At 42.4% G+C, this 17,838-nt stretch carries 12 protein-coding genes and 1 tRNA gene; 8 read left to right on the plus strand and 5 right to left on the minus strand.

All coding sequences use genetic code 11. The features are described from left to right. Positions 1-18: 18 nt before the first annotated feature. A complete protein-coding gene (locus U5K35_RS09185) occupies positions 19-738 on the plus strand; it encodes an SDR family oxidoreductase (protein WP_322571163.1) in 720 nt (239 codons plus the stop codon). 515 nt (positions 739-1,253) lie between these two features. Here U5K35_RS09185 and lat read toward each other — a convergent pair. Together lat and rocD are read right to left on the minus strand one after the other, a co-directional pair. After that, positions 1,254-2,594, minus strand: coding sequence for an L-lysine 6-transaminase (gene lat, locus U5K35_RS09190; protein WP_322571164.1), 1,341 nt, complete (start codon positions 2,592-2,594; stop codon positions 1,254-1,256). Positions 2,595-2,651: 57 nt separating this feature from the next. After that, positions 2,652-3,917, minus strand: coding sequence for an ornithine--oxo-acid transaminase (gene rocD, locus U5K35_RS09195; protein WP_322571165.1), 1,266 nt, complete (start codon positions 3,915-3,917; stop codon positions 2,652-2,654). A gap of 380 nt (positions 3,918-4,297) precedes the next feature. On the opposite strand from rocD, the gene U5K35_RS09200 reads away from it, so the two are divergent. The 7 genes from U5K35_RS09200 (at position 4,298) to U5K35_RS09230 (ending at position 10,131) form a co-directional block, all read left to right on the plus strand. Then, positions 4,298-4,370: transfer RNA gene (locus U5K35_RS09200), tRNA-Met, on the plus strand. Positions 4,371-4,793: 423 nt separating this feature from the next. Continuing rightward, positions 4,794-5,042: a GIY-YIG nuclease family protein gene (locus tag U5K35_RS09205; RefSeq protein ID WP_322571166.1), complete on the plus strand. Its 249-nt coding sequence runs from the start codon at positions 4,794-4,796 to the stop codon at positions 5,040-5,042. 787 nt (positions 5,043-5,829) lie between these two features. Beyond that, positions 5,830-7,269: a sodium:solute symporter family protein gene (locus tag U5K35_RS09210; RefSeq protein ID WP_322571167.1), complete on the plus strand. Its 1,440-nt coding sequence runs from the start codon at positions 5,830-5,832 to the stop codon at positions 7,267-7,269. Positions 7,270-7,344: 75 nt separating this feature from the next. Next, the gene (locus tag U5K35_RS09215; protein ID WP_322571168.1) at positions 7,345-7,791 is read left to right on the plus strand and encodes a GNAT family N-acetyltransferase; all 447 of its coding nucleotides are present in this window, start codon (positions 7,345-7,347) and stop codon (positions 7,789-7,791) included. Between the two features lie 67 nt (positions 7,792-7,858). After that, positions 7,859-8,932, plus strand: a complete 1,074-nt coding sequence (locus tag U5K35_RS09220) for an alanine/ornithine racemase family PLP-dependent enzyme (RefSeq protein ID WP_322571169.1) — start codon at positions 7,859-7,861, stop codon at positions 8,930-8,932. 255 nt (positions 8,933-9,187) lie between these two features. Next, the gene (locus U5K35_RS09225) at positions 9,188-9,370 is read left to right on the plus strand and encodes a hypothetical protein (protein WP_322571761.1); all 183 of its coding nucleotides are present in this window, start codon (positions 9,188-9,190) and stop codon (positions 9,368-9,370) included. Between the two features lie 170 nt (positions 9,371-9,540). After that, entirely contained in the window at positions 9,541-10,131 is a 591-nt protein-coding gene (locus tag U5K35_RS09230; protein ID WP_322571170.1) for a peptidoglycan DD-metalloendopeptidase family protein, read from the plus strand. Between the two features lie 320 nt (positions 10,132-10,451). On the opposite strand, the gene U5K35_RS09235 is transcribed toward U5K35_RS09230, so the two are convergent. The 3 genes from U5K35_RS09235 to U5K35_RS09245 form a co-directional block, all read right to left on the minus strand. After that, complete coding sequence (locus U5K35_RS09235) at positions 10,452-13,388, minus strand: PAS domain S-box protein (RefSeq protein ID WP_322571171.1); 2,937 nt, start codon at positions 13,386-13,388, stop codon at positions 10,452-10,454. Further along, on the minus strand, positions 13,381-16,503 hold the full coding sequence (locus tag U5K35_RS09240; protein WP_322571172.1) for a PAS domain S-box protein: 3,123 nt from the start codon (positions 16,501-16,503) through the stop codon (positions 13,381-13,383). The genes U5K35_RS09235 and U5K35_RS09240 overlap by 8 nt, the downstream gene beginning before the upstream one ends. 728 nt (positions 16,504-17,231) lie before the next feature. Next, positions 17,232-17,642: a transposase gene (locus tag U5K35_RS09245; RefSeq protein WP_322571173.1), complete on the minus strand. Its 411-nt coding sequence runs from the start codon at positions 17,640-17,642 to the stop codon at positions 17,232-17,234. Between the last annotated feature and the right edge of the window lie 196 nt (positions 17,643-17,838).

Consider the following 17,838-nt stretch of genomic DNA (forward strand, 5'->3'; position numbering starts at 1 on the left):
CAAACCCAAAAGAGAATTATGGAAGATAAAATTATACTCATCGTTGGTGGAACAGGCGGAATTGGAAGAGCATCGGCTGATCTGTTTGCCAAGGCCGGCGCCAAAGTTGTACTGGCAGCCAGGGATAAAGAGAAAGCAGAAGAGAAAGCCAAAGAGATTAATGACAATGGCGGTGAAGCCTTCGCCATTAAAGTGAATGTGACCGATCTGGGTTCGGTCTCTGATATGGCCAGGGAAGTAACCGAAGAACTTGGCGATATTGATGTGTTGGTCAACGCATTCGGCCTGGGAATGATCCAACCTCTGCTCGACATCAAACCCGAAGAGGCAAAAGAGGTTTTTGATGTAAATGTTTACGGTACTTTTCTGGTAACGCAAACCGTAACCCGCTACATGGCAACGGCCAAAAAGGGGAGAATTATCATGTTTCCGGGAATACTAGGAAAAGCGGTCATGCGAAATTCATCAGTCTATTCTGCTTCCAAATATGCGGTAACAGGATTTACCAAGGCACTTGTAGAAGAGAATAAACGATCCGGTGTTAAATTTTCACTGCTCTATCTTGGAGGAGTAGCAACGGATTTCTGGGAGAATCCAAACATCGATATGCGAGTTCAAAAAGATAAGATGCTGACGCCCGAACAGGTTGCTAAAGCAGTCTACTATTCCGCATCGCAGCCGGATGATTCAGTTTTAAATGAAATTACGATTCAGCCTGAATCACATCAGATGGTGTAAATAAAATCTCCGTCAGACCGCTCCAGGCAGTAAGACGGATACTTTTTTCCCCCTTTGAAGGGGGACAGGGGGATGATTCCATCAACCAATCAGACATCAAATCCTGCAAGATTCATGTCAGCGTTGAGTATTCTTGTTCAATAAAACGAGATCAGCACCAAAATATGTGCCGCTTCTACGAAGCTATCTTTTTGATCCGGTATTGGATCCCGGGGTTGAAACCCCGGGCTATTATGTTGTACGCTCCGATGGAGCTCTGATTAAAAAAAGCTACGCATAGCCCTTATATTTTAAAGTCGTAGTTACTCGGAGTCGAAGGGGGACAGCGGGATGATAAGGCTTAACCCATCATCTTATTCATGTCACAGCATTTTATAATTCTACTTAAACCCGACGCTGTCAGGGCTTTCGCTTCGCTTCAGACGCTGACAGGTCTCAGTAGCGAGGAAAAAATAACACTCGTGGCACGACTCAAAGTCGTGCCACGAATACTTGATATTAGGGAATCTGGATCACTACCCAACAACCGGGCACTTCTCGATCGCTGTTTTGTAACTCTTTCTGATGATATCGATACCCTCATCAATCTGAGCTTTTTCAACGGTAAGTGGTGGACGGAATCGAACGGTCTTTGTGCCGCATCCGAGAATCATCAGGTTGTTGTTCATGCACTCTTTCACCACTTCGTCTCGGGCATGGCCATTTGGGAGATCCATTGAGCAGAAGAGCCCTTTGCCTCGTGGATTTGAGATATACTCAAACTCGTTTGCCAAGTTTGCGATTTGATCTTGCAAATGCTTGCCTACAGTAGCAGCATTTTTAACAAGTTTATCTTCCTCTATGATCTCAAGGATACGATCGAACCGGACCATATCCACCAGGTTACCGCCCCATGTTGAGTTGATTCGGGATGATACGTGGAAACAGTTGGTTTCGATATCATCAATTCTGTCGCTTGCCAGAATACCGCACACCTGTGCTTTTTTACCGAATGCGAGGATATCCGGCTTTACATAGTATTCGTGAGCCCAGAATTTTCCGGTCAGGCCAACACCGGTTTGCACTTCATCGTAAATCAGAAGAGCGTCAAACTCATCACAGAGATCTCGCAGAGCCTTGTGAAACTCAACTCTGAAGTGGTTGTCGCCGCCCTCGCCTTGAATTGGCTCGAGCAGTATACAGGCAATATCATCCTTGTAGGTTTCGAAATACTGACGTGCCTGTGCCAGCGCCTGTTCCTCTTCCATCTTCACTTGTTTCTTATTCTCGGCATTCAGTGGAAATTTAACGGCAGGATTATGAATGCGTGGCCAGTCAAATTTTGGAAAATATTTCACCTTTTTGGGATCGGTATTGGTAAGCGAAAGAGTATATCCGCTGCGTCCGTGAAACGCTTTATCCAGATGAAGGGCTTTTTGGCCTTTTTCAGTCCGATATCCTTTCTTGAAATTTTTCTGAACCTTCCAGTCGAAAGCCACCTTCAGGGCATTTTCTACTGCAAGTGCACCGCCGGAAACAAAAAACGCGTACGGCATGTAGTCCGGTATCCCGACTCTTGAAAACGTCTCTACAAAATGTGCCATCTCTTCAGTGTAGACGTCAGAGTTGGACGGTTTGTTGATGGCTACCTGTCCAAGTTTTGCAACAAAGTCAGAATCACCGGCCAGTTTATCGTGATTCATTCCCAATGGATTGGAAGCGAAGAACGTGAAAAAGTCCAGGTAATCTTTTCCTGAGGCAGAATCGTGCAGGTAAGCTCCTTTACTTTTTTTGAGGTCGAGAACCATCTCATAACCATCTGCAAGAATATGTTTTTGTAGAGTTGAGCGTACGTTTATTGGTTGAATTCCTTTCATACAATGTGTCGTTTAAATTTTATTTTTAGCTCCTGTTTTGATCGTAAGTAGAGGCTTTTAAGCTTCAAATTCAAGGAAAGTTTTCCGGATAATTTGGATACATTTTTGAAGCTGTTCCTCATTCATAACCAACGGCGGTGCAAATCGAATAATGTTGCCGTGCGTCGGTTTGGCAAGCAGGCCGTTATCTTTTAATTTTACGCAGATATCCCACGCTGTTGAGCTGTCGGGCGAGTCGTTAATTTCAACTGCATTTAACAGGCCTTTTCCGCGAACAAGATTGACCAAATTGCACTCTTCTTTCAGCTTGTTCATCGCTTCCCGGAAAGTTTCTCCAAGTTTTCGTGCGTTTTGTGATAGTCTTTCATCCCGAACCACTTCGAGAGCTGCTATTGCCACACGGGCGGCCAATGGATTGCCACCAAATGTAGAGCCGTGTTGCCCGGGTTTGATTACGTCCATGATCTCATCATCAGCAAGTACCGCAGATACCGGATAAACTCCGCCGGAGAGGGCTTTACCGAGAATTAAAATATCCGGTTTGACATAGTGATCGGGCTGACGCTCACAACTTCCCTGGCAGGTACAGTTCCCACATACAGCAAGCAGAGATCCTGTTCGGGCAATGCCGGTTTGAATCTCATCCGCAATAAAGAGAGCGTCATGTTTTTTGCAGAGAGCAGCTGCTTTTTTCAGATAGTCTTCATCGGGGACCATCACACCCGCTTCACCCTGAATCGGTTCGATCAAAAATCCGGCAATATTCTCTTCCTTGAGTGCTTTCTCCAGATCGTCCAGATTGTTGTACTCAACCTTGACAAACCCCGGTGTAAACGGTCCGAAATTTTTATTGGCATCTTCATCATTGGAGAAAGAGATGACGGTTGTTGTGCGGCCGTGAAAGTTGTTCTCGGCTACAATAATTTTGGCTTCATTCTCCGGAATACCCTTTTTCTCATAGGCCCACTTACGGCAGATTTTTATAGCCGTTTCAACACCTTCGGCTCCCGTGTTCATGGGAAGTACTTTTTCAAATCCGAACATGTTGGTGATAAACTGCTCATACTCTCCCAACACATTATTATAAAAAGCCCGGGATGTAAGCGTGAGTGTTTCAGACTGTTTTTTAAGAGCTCCAATAATATGTGGATGGCAGTGCCCCTGGTTTACAGCAGAATAAGCAGAAAGAAAATCGAAATAACGGTTGCCTTCCGGATCCCAAACGTACACACCGTCACCTTTAGCCAGAACAACCGGCAGTGGGTGATAGTTATGGGCTCCATATTTATCTTCGAGTGCAATAGCGTCTTTGGTGGAAAGCATAAAATCAGAAAGTCGTTTAGAATTATTTATTGTCATAAAGATAGTAAATACCCCGATTCGGGGCGAGAGGAGGCATATTCTATTTGTTTTGATCCAAGAACCATGCCTATAACTTTTAAAGTGTGAACTGTGGGATAAAATTGCCTTGGATGTAGTTTCTCAGAAAACGGGATCAGAGCTTTCTGGAGGCCGTTTTGAGAGTGAGAATCGGATTTACTCCTTATATTTTTATGGAATTTGTAATCATTACGGCGGAGTTTATTGGGGCAAGAATATTTCATTTTATACTTGACTTGGGGTGCAATTAACCCTTATCTTAGGAGTCTTGATGGGAGATGGTAATGACATCAAAAAAACCACCAAGAAAAACATATTGAAATCGCGGGGTGGAGCAGCTGGTAGCTCGTCGGGCTCATAACCCGAAGGTCGTAGGTTCGAATCCTACCCCCGCCACTATTACAAAAGCTCAATTGCTCTCGCAGTTGAGCTTTTTTTATTTAAGAGTATCTCGTCGGGCTCTTATCCGCCTAAGGCGGACGTAGGTTCTTTGAAAAGATACACCGCCACAAATTATAAGATTCAGTTGTTTAACTGCTCACGCATTTGAGCTTTTTTTATTTAAGAGTATCTCGTCGGGCTCTTATCCGCCTAAGGCGGACGTAGGTTCTTTGAAAAGATACACCGCCACAAATTATAAGATTCAGTTGTTTAACTGCTCACGCAGTTGAGCTTTTTTTTGTTTAAGAGTATCTCGTCGGGTTCTTATCCGCCTACGGCGGACGTAGGTTCTTTGAAAAGATATACCACCACAAATTATAAGATTCAGTTGTTTAACTGCTCATGCAGTTGAGCTTTTTGCTATAATTACATGTAATCATGTTTACCGTCTATATTTTATATTCAGAAGAATACGACAAAATTTACATTGGTTATACGTCCAATCTTGAAGAGCGGTTTAAGTCTCATAACGAACTTGGTACAAAAGGATGGACGATTAAGTACCGGCCCTGGAAAATTATTTACACTGAAAGATTTAATACAAAGAAGGAAGCGATGAGAAGAGAGAAGAAACTCAAAGGCGGCCAGGGCAGGAAATGGATCAGAAACACTTTACTTAAGGGGTAGCTCATTGGGCTCATATCCGCCTGAGGCGGACGCAGGTTCTCGAAATTTACCCCCGCCACTATTACAAAGGCTCAATTGCTCACGCAGTTGAGCTTTTTTTTATGAGGAGACCTCTCGACTACGGCCTTCTCCGCCACCGCGTCGAATGCCTTCGCTCGAGGTGACAGACTCTATAGTCCCCTCTTGAGAGGGGAAAAGCGTAAACGAAACGGCGAAGCCGGGTGAGTTTAGCGAGGGGTGTGTTGCATGCGTTGATCTGGAGAAGAAAAGGTTTTGCGTTTCACGGCCTTATTCGAACACACCCCTGAATCACAAAACCAACGCTTCGCGCTGTTTTGTGATTCTGTCCCCTCTCGAGCCTGCCTGTGCTAAAGCTTCGGCAGACAGGAGGGGATTCCGAAGCCTCTAAAATATTTTTGCATGCAATCTGTCACCGGTAACGAAACGTAGTGGAGTCGAGACATCTCCTTTTGTTTACCACTGAGTTGGATTAAGGAGACCTCTCGACTACGGCCTTCTCCGCCACCGCATCGAATGCCTTCGCTCGAGGTGACAACGTGGTTTTATTAAAGTGGGCGGCGCATCAAAGAAAGTAGCAGTAGATAAAAGGTAGAGAGCCGCGCAACGGGTAACAATCCTTCGCTTTACTCAAACCAAATTTGAAGCTCATCCGCATACCTCTTACCTTATGACGTATCAAATAACTGAAGAGCAACTTTTTCAAACTGACTATAATAAATTGTCATGATTGAGTACACCGATGAACAGCCAATCGTAACGGTGTCCCATGCATCCGGTTGATCTATCCATATTTATCCTTTACATCGTGGGCTTGCTTGGTTTTGGTTATTTCTTTTTCCAGAGAAATAAGAGCGGTGACGACTACTATGTAGGCGGCCGGAAAATGAAAAGTTATCATGTAGGTCTGTCCGTTGTGGCCACAGATGTGGGAGGCGGTTTCTCCATAGGTCTGGGTGGTTTGGGTTTCGTGATGGGACTTTCAGGCTCCTGGATGCTCTTTACCGGCTTGATAGGCGCTTGGCTTGCAGCCGTGTTTCTGATTCCCAAAGTAAAACAGAACCGCGCGTTCGACAATGCCTATACATTTCCCCAGGTTTTCGAACACTACTACTCACCGAACGTCGCGCTGGTTGCTGCAATAATTTCGGCTATCGGGTATGCCGGTTTTACCAGCTCTCAAATGCTGGCGGGAGCAAAACTCGCAAGTGGAACTTTTGCCGATCTCGATCAAACCATGGCACTGTACATCATGGGGACAGTTGCAGTGGCTTATACGGTTTTAGGAGGTCTGAAAGCGGTCATTTACACCGATACCATTCAGTGGGCCCTGTTAATGTTTGGTCTGGTTTTTATCGGGGTTCCGATTGCCTACATCGAAATTGGAGGAATAGAGGCAATTCGTGCAACAGTAGCCCCCGAGATGCTCACATTAACCAATGTTAGCTGGCAGGACATTGTCTACTGGGCGGTAACTATCATCCCGATCTGGTTTGTGGGAATGACGCTTTATCAAAGAATTTATGCCTGTAAAGATGAGAAAACTGCGAAGAGAGCATGGTATCTGGCCGGTGTTTTTGAGTGGCCGATTATGGCATTTTTAGGAGTATTACTGGGGCTTTTTGCAAAAGTAGGTGCCGATCAGGGGATGTTCGAGTATCTGGGTGCAGCCGATATTTCAGATACAGATCCGGAAACCGGTCTGCCAATGTTATTGAGAACCGTTTTACCGGTAGGACTTTTGGGAATCATGATGGCAGCATACTTTTCAGCCATTCTTTCTACTGCCGACAGTTGTTTGATGGCCTCGTCAGGAAATGTGGTAACCGATATCATCGGTCGGTTTGTTCCGTTTGATTCGGATAATCCCAAGTTTGTGAAAATTTCTCAGGTGGTAACACTCATAATTGGTGTATTGGCCATTCTGTTGGCGGGAACAATGACCAACGTTCTCAATTTAATGCTTGATTCCTACTCCTTCATGGTGTCCGGGCTTTTTGTACCCGTTATTGGTGCGTTATTTTGGAAGAAAAGTACACCGGCCGGCGCTATGACAGCTATGCTGGTAGGAGGTTTTACAACAATAGGTTTGCGATATTCGGGTATCGAATTGCCCTACGAATTAGATCCGAATGTTTTCGGAATTACAGCATCAGCAATATCATTTATCGGGGTGAGTCTGCTGACGAATGAAAGTAAAAATGACTAATTTTGAATTTAAAATGTTGAATTGGATTTCCACTAATCCAACATTCACAATTCATCATCCAAAATTTAATAAAGAATGAATATTGAATATACAATCATAAAAAACGACAAAGACAGCGATCCCAAATTTTCGAGGGATGAGATCGCAGATTTTCTGTTTGAGCATCTGGACCAATACGGCGACGAGCGCGAAGCGATTTTGAAATGTATCTCCTATGCTTATGCCGATAATGTGGGGCAAGGAGGCTTTATTTTAGTAGCTCATAATGAGGATGAAATAATGGGTGTTGTAATAATCAACAACACCAACATGGGTGGATATATTCCTGAACATATATTGGTGTATATTGCAGTACACGAGAAAACACGTGGTCAGGGTGTTGGGAAAGCGTTGATGGAGCGAATTATTAATGAAACAGAAGGAGATATTGCTCTTCACGTTGAACCCGATAATCCTGCCAAATTCCTCTACGAGAAGTTTGGTTTTACCAACAAGTACCTCGAAATGAGATTAAAAAAATAGCAATCTAGAGTTATTTTCGGCGATTTTTTAAAAACTTTGACGACTGACATTCAGTCTATTGTATAATATGGCATACGTAAAACTTTATAGAAGTGAGCTGCAGCATAATTTCAAATTTCTTGACTCACTATTCAAAAAAAACGGTATTAAGTGGGGAATTACATCCAAACTACTCTGCGGAAACCGGGATTTTCTGGAAGAGGTTATCAATCTTGGAATCGGTGAGGTTCACGACTCCAGAATCAGTAATCTGAGAAGGATTAAGGAGATTGATCCGAGTACGATGACAATCTACATCAAACCTCCGCCGAAGGATATTATTCCGGATGTGGTGAAGTACGCAGATGTAAGCCTGAACACCGAACTTTCAACACTTTATGAGTTATCTGATGAGGCTCAACGTCAGGACAAAACCCATAAAGTGATCATCATGATTGAGATGGGTGATCTTCGAGAGGGTGTGATGCGTGAAGATCTGATCAATTTCTATGAGAAGGTGTTCAAACTACCGGGAATTGAAGTGATTGGCCTGGGAACCAACCTGAACTGCATGCACGGCGTGATGCCTGATGGAGATAAACTCATTCAGCTTGCACTTTATAAGCAGATTATTGAACTCAGGTTTAAAAAAGAGATTCCATTGGTATCAGGCGGTACTACGGTTACTATTCCGCTGTTGATGAGAGATCAGCTGCCCGACGGAGTGAATCACTTTCGTATTGGAGAAGCACTCTTTTTTGGAAAAGATCTCTTTACCGATGGGCTGATTGATGGCATGAGTGATCAGGTTATGGAGCTCTATACGCAGGTGATTGAGATATCAGAAAAGCCGGTTGTTCCTTCCGGTGAACTGGGAATGAATCCACAGGGGAAACAGACGGAAGTTTCTCAGGAGGATTTTGGTAAAACTTCCTACAGAGCCATTATAGACATTGGGGTTCTTGATATTCAGCCCGACTATTTAATCCCTGTGAATGAAAACATCAAAATTCTGGATGCCAGTTCGGATATGCTCATTCTGGATGTTGGCACAAACGAAAAAGGATATAAGGTAGGGGATGAGATCCGGTTTAAGCTGAAATATATGGGAGCTCTCGGTTTGATGAGTTCAGATTATATCCAAAAACGAGTGGCGGATTAAGGATCTGTTTCTCGCAGATTACCGCTGATGAATTACTGAGTCACGCAGAGGAGTAATCTGCGGTCCTCTCCGTAAAACTAGGTATTGATGTATTAATTTGGAAGTGCTAATACATACCAGTTACCGAACAGCGCTTGTAGCTCGTTTTTTCGAGATAATAGCATTATTTTCAAATTCGTTGTTTATTTAGAATAATGTTTAAGTTGGGAATAAAGATACATCGAGTAACACGTTAATTAATTGAATAAAATAGCTATGGACTTGCCTCAGTTAAAAAAAGAGATGGCAGATTTGCTTGACGGATTACCAGATGATGCAGATTGGGATGATGTGATGTACAGCATTTATGTTCGCCAATCTATCGAGGATGGATTGGTGGATTCAAAAAAAGGTAATGTTGTTGATCACTCTGTTATAAGGGAAAAATTTCTGGAATAAAATGTGAAGTTTTTGGACTTATGATAAGTGCAAAAGTCATTTCTCGCAGATTACCGCTGATGAATCGCTGAGTCACGCAGAGGAGTAATCTGCGGTTCTCTGCGTAAAAATCTGCGAAAATCAGCGAGAAAAAACCTGTATGAGTAAAAAAAGCATATCGTCAATTTTACATGATTAAAACAAAAAAGCATCCGGTGATGAACCTGCCGGATGAATATGAAGTTTTTAACTTCTCTGACGGATACGATCCCGATCAAATGGCTCAGTTTGTTAAGAGCGGAGGCTGGGGAGTTGGTGGCTACAGCGAAAAGCGCAAAAACATGTATTTGGCACCTCAGTATGAGAATCGCCGGAATATCCACATGGGAATCGATATCTGGGCCCAAGCCGGTGAACCGGTCTATTCTCCGGTAGACGGTGAAGTAGCCTACATAGCAAATCATGCGCAAGAGGGAAATTACGGGGGCACACTTGTCCTGAAGCATCAAGTTGAAGGTGTTACCTATTTTGCGCTTTACGGCCATCTATCACCCAAAAGTATTTCTGATCTTAAACAAGGCCAAAAAGTAGATGCCGGTGAAAAAGTGGGGGAGCTCGGTGATGAAAGTGAAAATGGAAACTGGCCGCCTCACCTGCATTATCAGATCAGTATTCAGGATCCCGGTGAAGCAGACATGCCCGGAGTTGTATCAGATGAAGAACATGAGGAGGCTTTGAAAATCTTTCCCGATCCCAGGATTTTGATTGGCGAGATTTACTGATTCCGGACCTGAAAGGTTTTCAAAACCTGTCAGGTCTCCACGGTGATTAACGGAGTTCGATACAAAAATTTTGGTAAATAGGCTCACTTCTCTAAAGTTGAATAACTCAGACCAAGCTTAAACAACCAGCTTTATATCCCTCTCATTAGTTAGAGAGGGATATAGGGTGAATCTGAACTAGAAAACTAAATTATTCAATGCGACTATTTAGGACACCCCTTAATTTCGTTACACGTGTCCCTAACGCTCGGATCCCTTTGATAGGGGAGGATTCTTCCTAAACAATTGGAAATATATACGAATCAAACTCAGGTTTAAAGCTAATTCATCAAAGCACTTGCGGATCCCTTGATATCGGCACTTTTAAACTTCAGTTCAAACGTAGTTCCGGTGCCATTAGACAGATATCTATTTTCTCCTTCCAACTGTTTCGTTAAAAGATCAATCAGCTCAAGTCCAAGCGACGAGTTTTTTTTCTCATCAAAAGCATCCGGTAACCCAACACCGTCATCCGTTATTCGAATGGTGACCAGATTATTTTCTGCATGGGTTTGAATCTGTATCCTCCCCTTACTTCTACCGGTAAAGCCGTGTTTTAGGATGTTGGTGATTACTTCATTTATCAGCAGGGAACAGGGAACACTTTGGTTGATATTGAGCTCAATGGTTTCGAGGTTCAGCTCAAGCTCAACATCCGTTTCGGTTTGAAGCGTATCTACAATATTTTCCGACAAGCTCTTTAAGCTATCGGAGAACTGGAGCTTTGAAAAATTCTTGGCCTGGTAGAGCTGTTCGTGAATTCCCGCCATCGATTTTATTCGAAGCACGCTCTCCAGAAGCTGACGGTTTAACTCCTCACTATCACTGTTCATAGCCTGCATCTGCATTAAGCTTGATACAATAGCCAGGTTGTTTTTTACGCGGTGATGAATCTCGGCAAGAAGCGTTTCCTTCTCCTTAATCGACTCTTTAAGCTCTTTTTCATTCTGCTTGTAGTCCGAAACATCACGCCCGATAATAATCCAGTGAGTATATTTGCCAAACTTATCTTTAACGGGAGCCAGTGAAAAGTTATTCCAAAAGGTTCTTCCGTCTTTGGTGTAGTTCAAAATTTCAGCTTCACAAGGCTCAATGTTCTCTACAGAATCCCTGATCTTCTGAATTTCTTTAGGATCTGTTTTCGGGCCATTCAGAATTTCAATCGATTTACCTAATACCTCATCTTTAGAGTAACCGGTGATTTTCTCAAAGGCGTCATTTACGTAGATGATTTTTCTCCAGTTCTCTTCTTCATCCGGTTCGGCTTCAGTAATAACTACCGTATCGTTGGTATTGGTAATTACCGAATCCCGAAGCTTTAACCGTTGTTGCTCGATGGTTTCTTGAGTAATATCCTGCATAGCACCGATAATTCTGACCGGCTCACCGGTTTCATCTTTCAGAATAAATGCCCGGTCAAAAATATACTTATAGTCACCGCATTTTGTCTTAAATCGATACTCCAGTTGAAACCGTTCAGTTCGGTTTGCAATCGCCTTACGGAACATCTGATTTACGTAAGCGCGGTCTTCGGGATGGATATGGTGTTTCCACCAGTCAGAGATATTTTCAACCTCATCCAAATCAAATCCAAACATCGAATAGATGTTATCGTTGTATTTCATTTTACCGGATGCAAGGTCCATATCCCAGATGGTGTCGCTCGTTGCTTTTGATACAACTTCGAATCTCTCTACACTTTCCCTAAGTGTAATCTCTTTTTCTATTTTTTCTGTCACATCCCGCTGTATAGCGATAAAGTGAGTGCACTCGCCATTCTCATTCAGAATAGGATCAATATTCACTTCCAGCCAGTAGGTACTGCCCGATTTTGAGTAGTTGAGTACGATTGTGCTTACCGATTCATATTTATCAATTGCCTCACGCATCGTTGCCCGGGCGACTTCATCGGTGTCAGGCCCCTGTAAAAAATCTCCCGGCTTTCTTCCGATGACTTCTTCGAGTAGGTACTCCGTTAACTCTTCAAAAGCACGGTTAACCCAGGTAATTCTCTCCTCTGCATCTGTTATGATAACTACATCGGTTGTTTTGGCAGCTACGAGCGACAGCTCTTCCAGCTTATGCTCCCTTTTCTGCTGGCGAGTAATATCCCTGGAATTTACTATATATCCGTTGATTGCAGGATTATTCAGGCTGTTGGTAATAACTGTTTCAATCCAGCGCCAGTTGCCTTTATTATCGCGAAATCGGAAAGGATCGATTTCAATTCGCTCTTCAAATTCTATAGAGCCAATAATTTTTTCGATCCTTAGAAGGTCGACCGGATGGATAAATTCTGAAACATTTTTGCCAATAAAGTGTTCTGCGGGAAATCCTAAAATGGCTTCAGAGTTCGGGGCAACGTAAGTGTAAAATGCGTTTCTGTCCAGTATTCCAATTAAATCTCCACTATCCTGAACAAGTGATCGAAATCGCTGTTCACTTTTGAGAATTTCTTGTTCGGCAAGCACTTTGTCCGTGATATCCTGAAAACTACCGAAAAGACGGACGCATCGGCCATTTTCAAATTCTGTTTCTCCTTTGCATCGGACCCACTTTTTATTTCCTTTTGCGGTATTAATTTCCAACTGCAGATCAAAAGGAGTTCCTGATTCAAGGGCGGCCATAACAGCATGTTCAATAGCGTCTCTGCTTTCTCCTATGTAATAATCATAATTTTCCGGTAATGAAGGAGAATAGTCCGGCTCAACCTCCATGATATCCCGAGTAGTTTTCGACCAGTAGTGCGAGGGTTGATCTTCTCCTAAATACATTTCCCAGCTACCAATTTTGGCAAGTTCACTGGTTTGATGAAGCAAATTTTTTAGCTTCATTGTCTGGGTAACATCTCTTCCAAATATGAATACAAGATTATCTTCACCGAACAGGTCGGATGAGCTCCAGGAGATCCATCGATAGTCACCCGATTTGGTTCGCCACCGATTAATGTAGTTGTCAGCATTTCGCTCGCCGGAAATAGTCTCTTCGTACTCTTTCTTGGTTTCTTTTAAATCATCGGGATGAACAAATTCTTGATAAGGGGTTGATGTAAGCTCCTCTTCGCTGTAGCCGGTAATTTCACAGAAAGCCGGATTGACACTTACAAATTTCCCATCCTGTGCAGTTAGGGCAATAATCTCAGGCGCACTTTCAAACAATAACTGAAGCTCTTCTTCCTGTTGACGTCTCTTAATTTCGGCTCCCAAAAATTCACCCAAAGAAGAGATCTGCTGTATTGAGTTTTGCTGTTCCTTCAGTGGTCTGATCGCTTGACAGCAGAAGTACGCCAACAAAGTTTTCATTATGGGTTAAAAGTATTCCATAAGCTGATTTTAGTCCGGCCTTTGCGGCTACTTCAAATCTAAGATACTTATCGGACTCAGAAATATTATCCCAAAAAAGATTTTCCTGTTGTTTCCATACCATTCCCGGAAGACCTTCACCATGCAGAAACTTTTTGATATCAGAGCTTTCTTTATAAAAACGACTCCCGTTTTCATCCTTTGCGAATGTAGAATATAGGTTCAGGTGGGTTTGGGTCTGACTTAACAGCCAGACTTCAGAGGTGTTAAAATCTCCGAAATCGGCTAAATATTCCAGGGAATCCGATAAAATGTCTTTCAGACCGATGTTTTTGGTGAAAATCTGAGACAGATTGTTCTGAATGGTTTTTTCTATTTCAACAGCTTTGCTTTCGGTGATATCTCTTATCGCCCCAATCATCCGAATAGGCTCACCTTCTTCATCTCTTATTATGTAGCCAATATCAGAAACATAGGCATATTCGCCCGTAGCTTTTTCAAGCCTGTACTCAGCAGAAAATTCACTCTTTTCTGTTTCGTAAAGGGTGTGATGCATTTTATCCAGTATTGTATCTTTATCACCGGGATGCAGAATGTTTTCCCATGAGTCGGATGTTTCATTCATTTTTTGGGTATCGAAGCCAAACAGAGATTTAAACCCGACTCCCCAGTGCTGGTCATTATCAATGATATTCCAGTCATAAATGGCATCTCTGGAGGCTTTCGATACGTAATTGTACCGCTCCAGGCTCTTTTTCAGCTCTTGCTGGTAGTGTTTACGGTCGGTGATATCGGTTAAAGATCCAACCACTGCAACGGTCTCACCATTTTTAACAATGGGGGCTTCATTCGCTTCCACCCAAATTTTTTCTCCGTCCGCTTTCTCAATTTGAAATTCATAAGGGGGCTGTGGCTTACCGCTCTTAATAGCTCGCTCCGTATGCTCATAAACAGCACGATTGTCCGGGTGATCGGTAACAAAATCTTCCCATTTTCGTTTTGATTCTTCCGGGGAGTACCCAAAGAAATCATAAGATTGGGGACTCACATAAGTAAGATTTCCTTCCACATCGTGAGTATAAAACAGGTTGGTACTGTGCTCCACAATGTTTCTCAGATGCTGCTCAGTCTCCTCAAGTTTACCCTGAGCCTCTTTCAGTTCCCGGGCGTCCCGGGCAATGGCATACATTTTTTGATCCGTCTTACTCCACCTTGCCGCCCAAACAATTGGAATTATTTTCCCATTTTTATGCCGGTAACGATTTTCGAAATTGGTTTGATCAACTCCCGACATAACATCATCAGCCGTTTGCCGGGTTATTTCCCGATCTTCCGGTATCACAAAGTTGATAAACTGTTTGCCTTCAAGCTCTTCCGGTTCATATCCCCATACCTGCTTTGCAGCACTGCTAACCAGTTCAAATCGTCCATCTTCATCAATCACACAGATTACATCCATGGATTGATCCAGGATATTTTGAAGAGATCGGCGTGCCTCCTCTTTGGAGATTTCGGCCTGTTTTCTATTTGTAATGTCCTGAGTACTGCCAATAACCGCAACGGTTTCACCATTCACGATTTTGGGTTCTCCTACAGCACGAATCCATTTGCGATTTCCTTTTGCTGTAATGATCGTCAACTCTATATCGAAAGGTATTTTATCCTCAACAGCCTTTCCTACCGCTTCACTGACTTTATCCCGGCTATATCCCTCTTCATAGAAGTTGATGGCGCTTTCCAGGTTGGGTTCAAAATTGGGATCTACTTCGTGCAGCTCTTTTACATACTTTGACCAGGTCAACGTGTGATTTATAAGGTCTAACTCCCAGGTTCCGATATTGGACAGCTTATACGCTTCCTCAAGATTTTGCTGTAGAATTTTCTTCTCAGTGATGTCGAGAATCAGGCCCCGAAGTTTTTTAGGTTTTCCATCCTCAGCAACCACAGTCACAACATCTCTTACCCAAATGTAGGAGCCGTCCGCCTTTTGGATTCGATACTCAACCTCATGATTTCGTCCCTCTTTCGTCTCATTATGGCAAAATTGAATTGTATTTTCTCTGTCTTCGGGGTGGATTTTATTTTGCCAAAACCGATCTTCTTTTAACCAATCTTCAGGTGTGTATCCAAGAATTTCTTCAACCTGAGGGCTTATGTAACTAAATTTGAATGTCTCTGCCTCCGCTTCCCAGAAAATCCCGTCGATGGATTGAATCAAAGATTGGAATTTCTCATTGGATTCTTTTAGCCGTTTTTCTGCTTCAACTTTTTCGGTAATATCTCTGAAGTTGTCCACAATACCATTGATGGCGGGATCGTGCAGCATGTTGGTTATGGTACCGGCCATCCAGCGCCAGCTGCCGTTTTTATGACGCATGCGGGCCGGAGTTACGGAAATGGGCATGGCAGGATTTGAAAGAGCCACTTCAATCTCTTTCATCACGTGCGGAATATCATGGGGATGAAGAATGTTTTCCGGTTTGAACTCCATCGCCTGTTCTACACTGTATCCCAGCACATATGCAATATTCGGAGATACATATTTGGGTGAGCCATCTCTATCCAGCACAAACAGAACATCACTTCCATTCTCAACAAGCGATCGGAAACGTTTCTCACTTTTTTCTAACTGCCTAGTCTTATGCTTCTCTTTTGTAATATCCCGGATTGTATGGACGATGAATTCTACATCATCATTGTCATTTTTAATGGGGATATTTTGGAGCTCATAGAATTTTGTGTCTTTAAACTTATTGTGAACATCTCCCTCATTAATTTTTAAAGTGCCGGTCTTGTCCGGTTCTCCGGTCTCAATTACTTTTCTGAATGAGCGCAATTGCTTTTTTCCCTCAGCCCCATCTTGATCCATCGGGAATGCATCAAAAAATGGTTTGTTGAGTGCAGTGGATATCGGTTTAGAGTAGACATCCTGAAAACTCTGATTTATCTCTACGATTGTAAAATCTGCTGATTTCGCATCCAGTACGATCGCAGGCAGCGGTAAATGTTGAAATAGCGGTTTGTGGTCCATAATTTTGGACATGGTTCAAATGAGGATTTGGATTTCCGGATTGCTGACGGAAAAAGAGGCACTTTAACTAGAACTGTATCTGTCGGTCGAACCTAAACATTAAAATTTCTTAACAAAAGGTAGTGTAAATATTTATCGGAGTAAACAATCTTATTATTTATGTGATGCTATGCTTCGAAATTAGTATAAAATGATGCACTTTAATGGTTTATAAGTAGAACAATGGTCTGTTCAAATTGGAGTGAAGTCTGTTTTAATGGGTTTGAGATTTGTTTGAGCATCTCTCCTTGAAAAGAAAGGAACTGCTTTCTTGTATGCAGCTTTACTTTCAAGTCACTTTAACTTTTTTAAGTTCCGGTATTGAGCATATCAATTCGGATTCGTGAAAGAGAAGCTGTTATTTTATCAGGTGTTATAATATTGTTATTCATTTGTTTATGTGAAACAACTATAGAGATTTAACCATCTGTCAAAGTCTCAGAACCATCTTAATATTTATGAGTTGGGGTATGACTAAGCTCCAAAGGAGCGCCGGTCAGTAACATCGTGCAGCGCGCGATGATAGCAAATCAAAAAATTAAACAGCCCCAAAGCGGGCGCAAGCCTAATAGATTAATCCCACACATATCGTTCATCAAAATCAATATCATAGTTTTTTAAAAATTTTCTGTACTCATCCTTAAAACTCATCTTTTGATGATGAATGTGCTGATTTTGAATGTATTCAATCACAATATCAACGTGTTTTGGAGATACTGAGAAAATTCCATATCTCCCGAAAGCTTTCGGGACCAGTAGAAATCAGAATAGGATTTCCCCATGGTTTTGATCCATTTGGATGATCCTTGCTTGATTTGTTGAACCAATGTCATCTGGGCAACTTTTCTTGAAAGAAGGCATAACAGGTGAATATGATTTTTATGCCCTCCTACCTGAACAGGATTACATTCCAACTCTTTGCAGATACCTCCGACATAATTGTAAAGATCTTTTTCGATCCGGTTGTCAATCAGATTTTTTCTGTGCTTCGTGCTGAATATGATATGTGTATAAACCTTAGAAAGTGATTGTGGCATAAGCAATGTTTTGTCAGGTTTACGCCCTTGCAGGGCTTTTTTTACGGTCGGTGCTTTTGGCATAGCGCGCTGCACTATGTTATTGACATTGCCCTTTCAGGGCAAACGAATTCGATAATAAAAGTCATAGTATTTATTTGCTGCCATATTTTACTAAAACACATGAACCAGTAACCAACAATATTTTTGAAATTATATAAATTCAAAATAGAGCTTAAAGGATATTTTCAATCTGTTAACAAAAAGAGCTTAAAATTGT

Origin of the sequence: Rhodohalobacter sp. (genome assembly GCF_034521535.1) — a bacterium.
Classification (GTDB): domain Bacteria; phylum Bacteroidota; class Rhodothermia; order Balneolales; family Balneolaceae; genus Rhodohalobacter.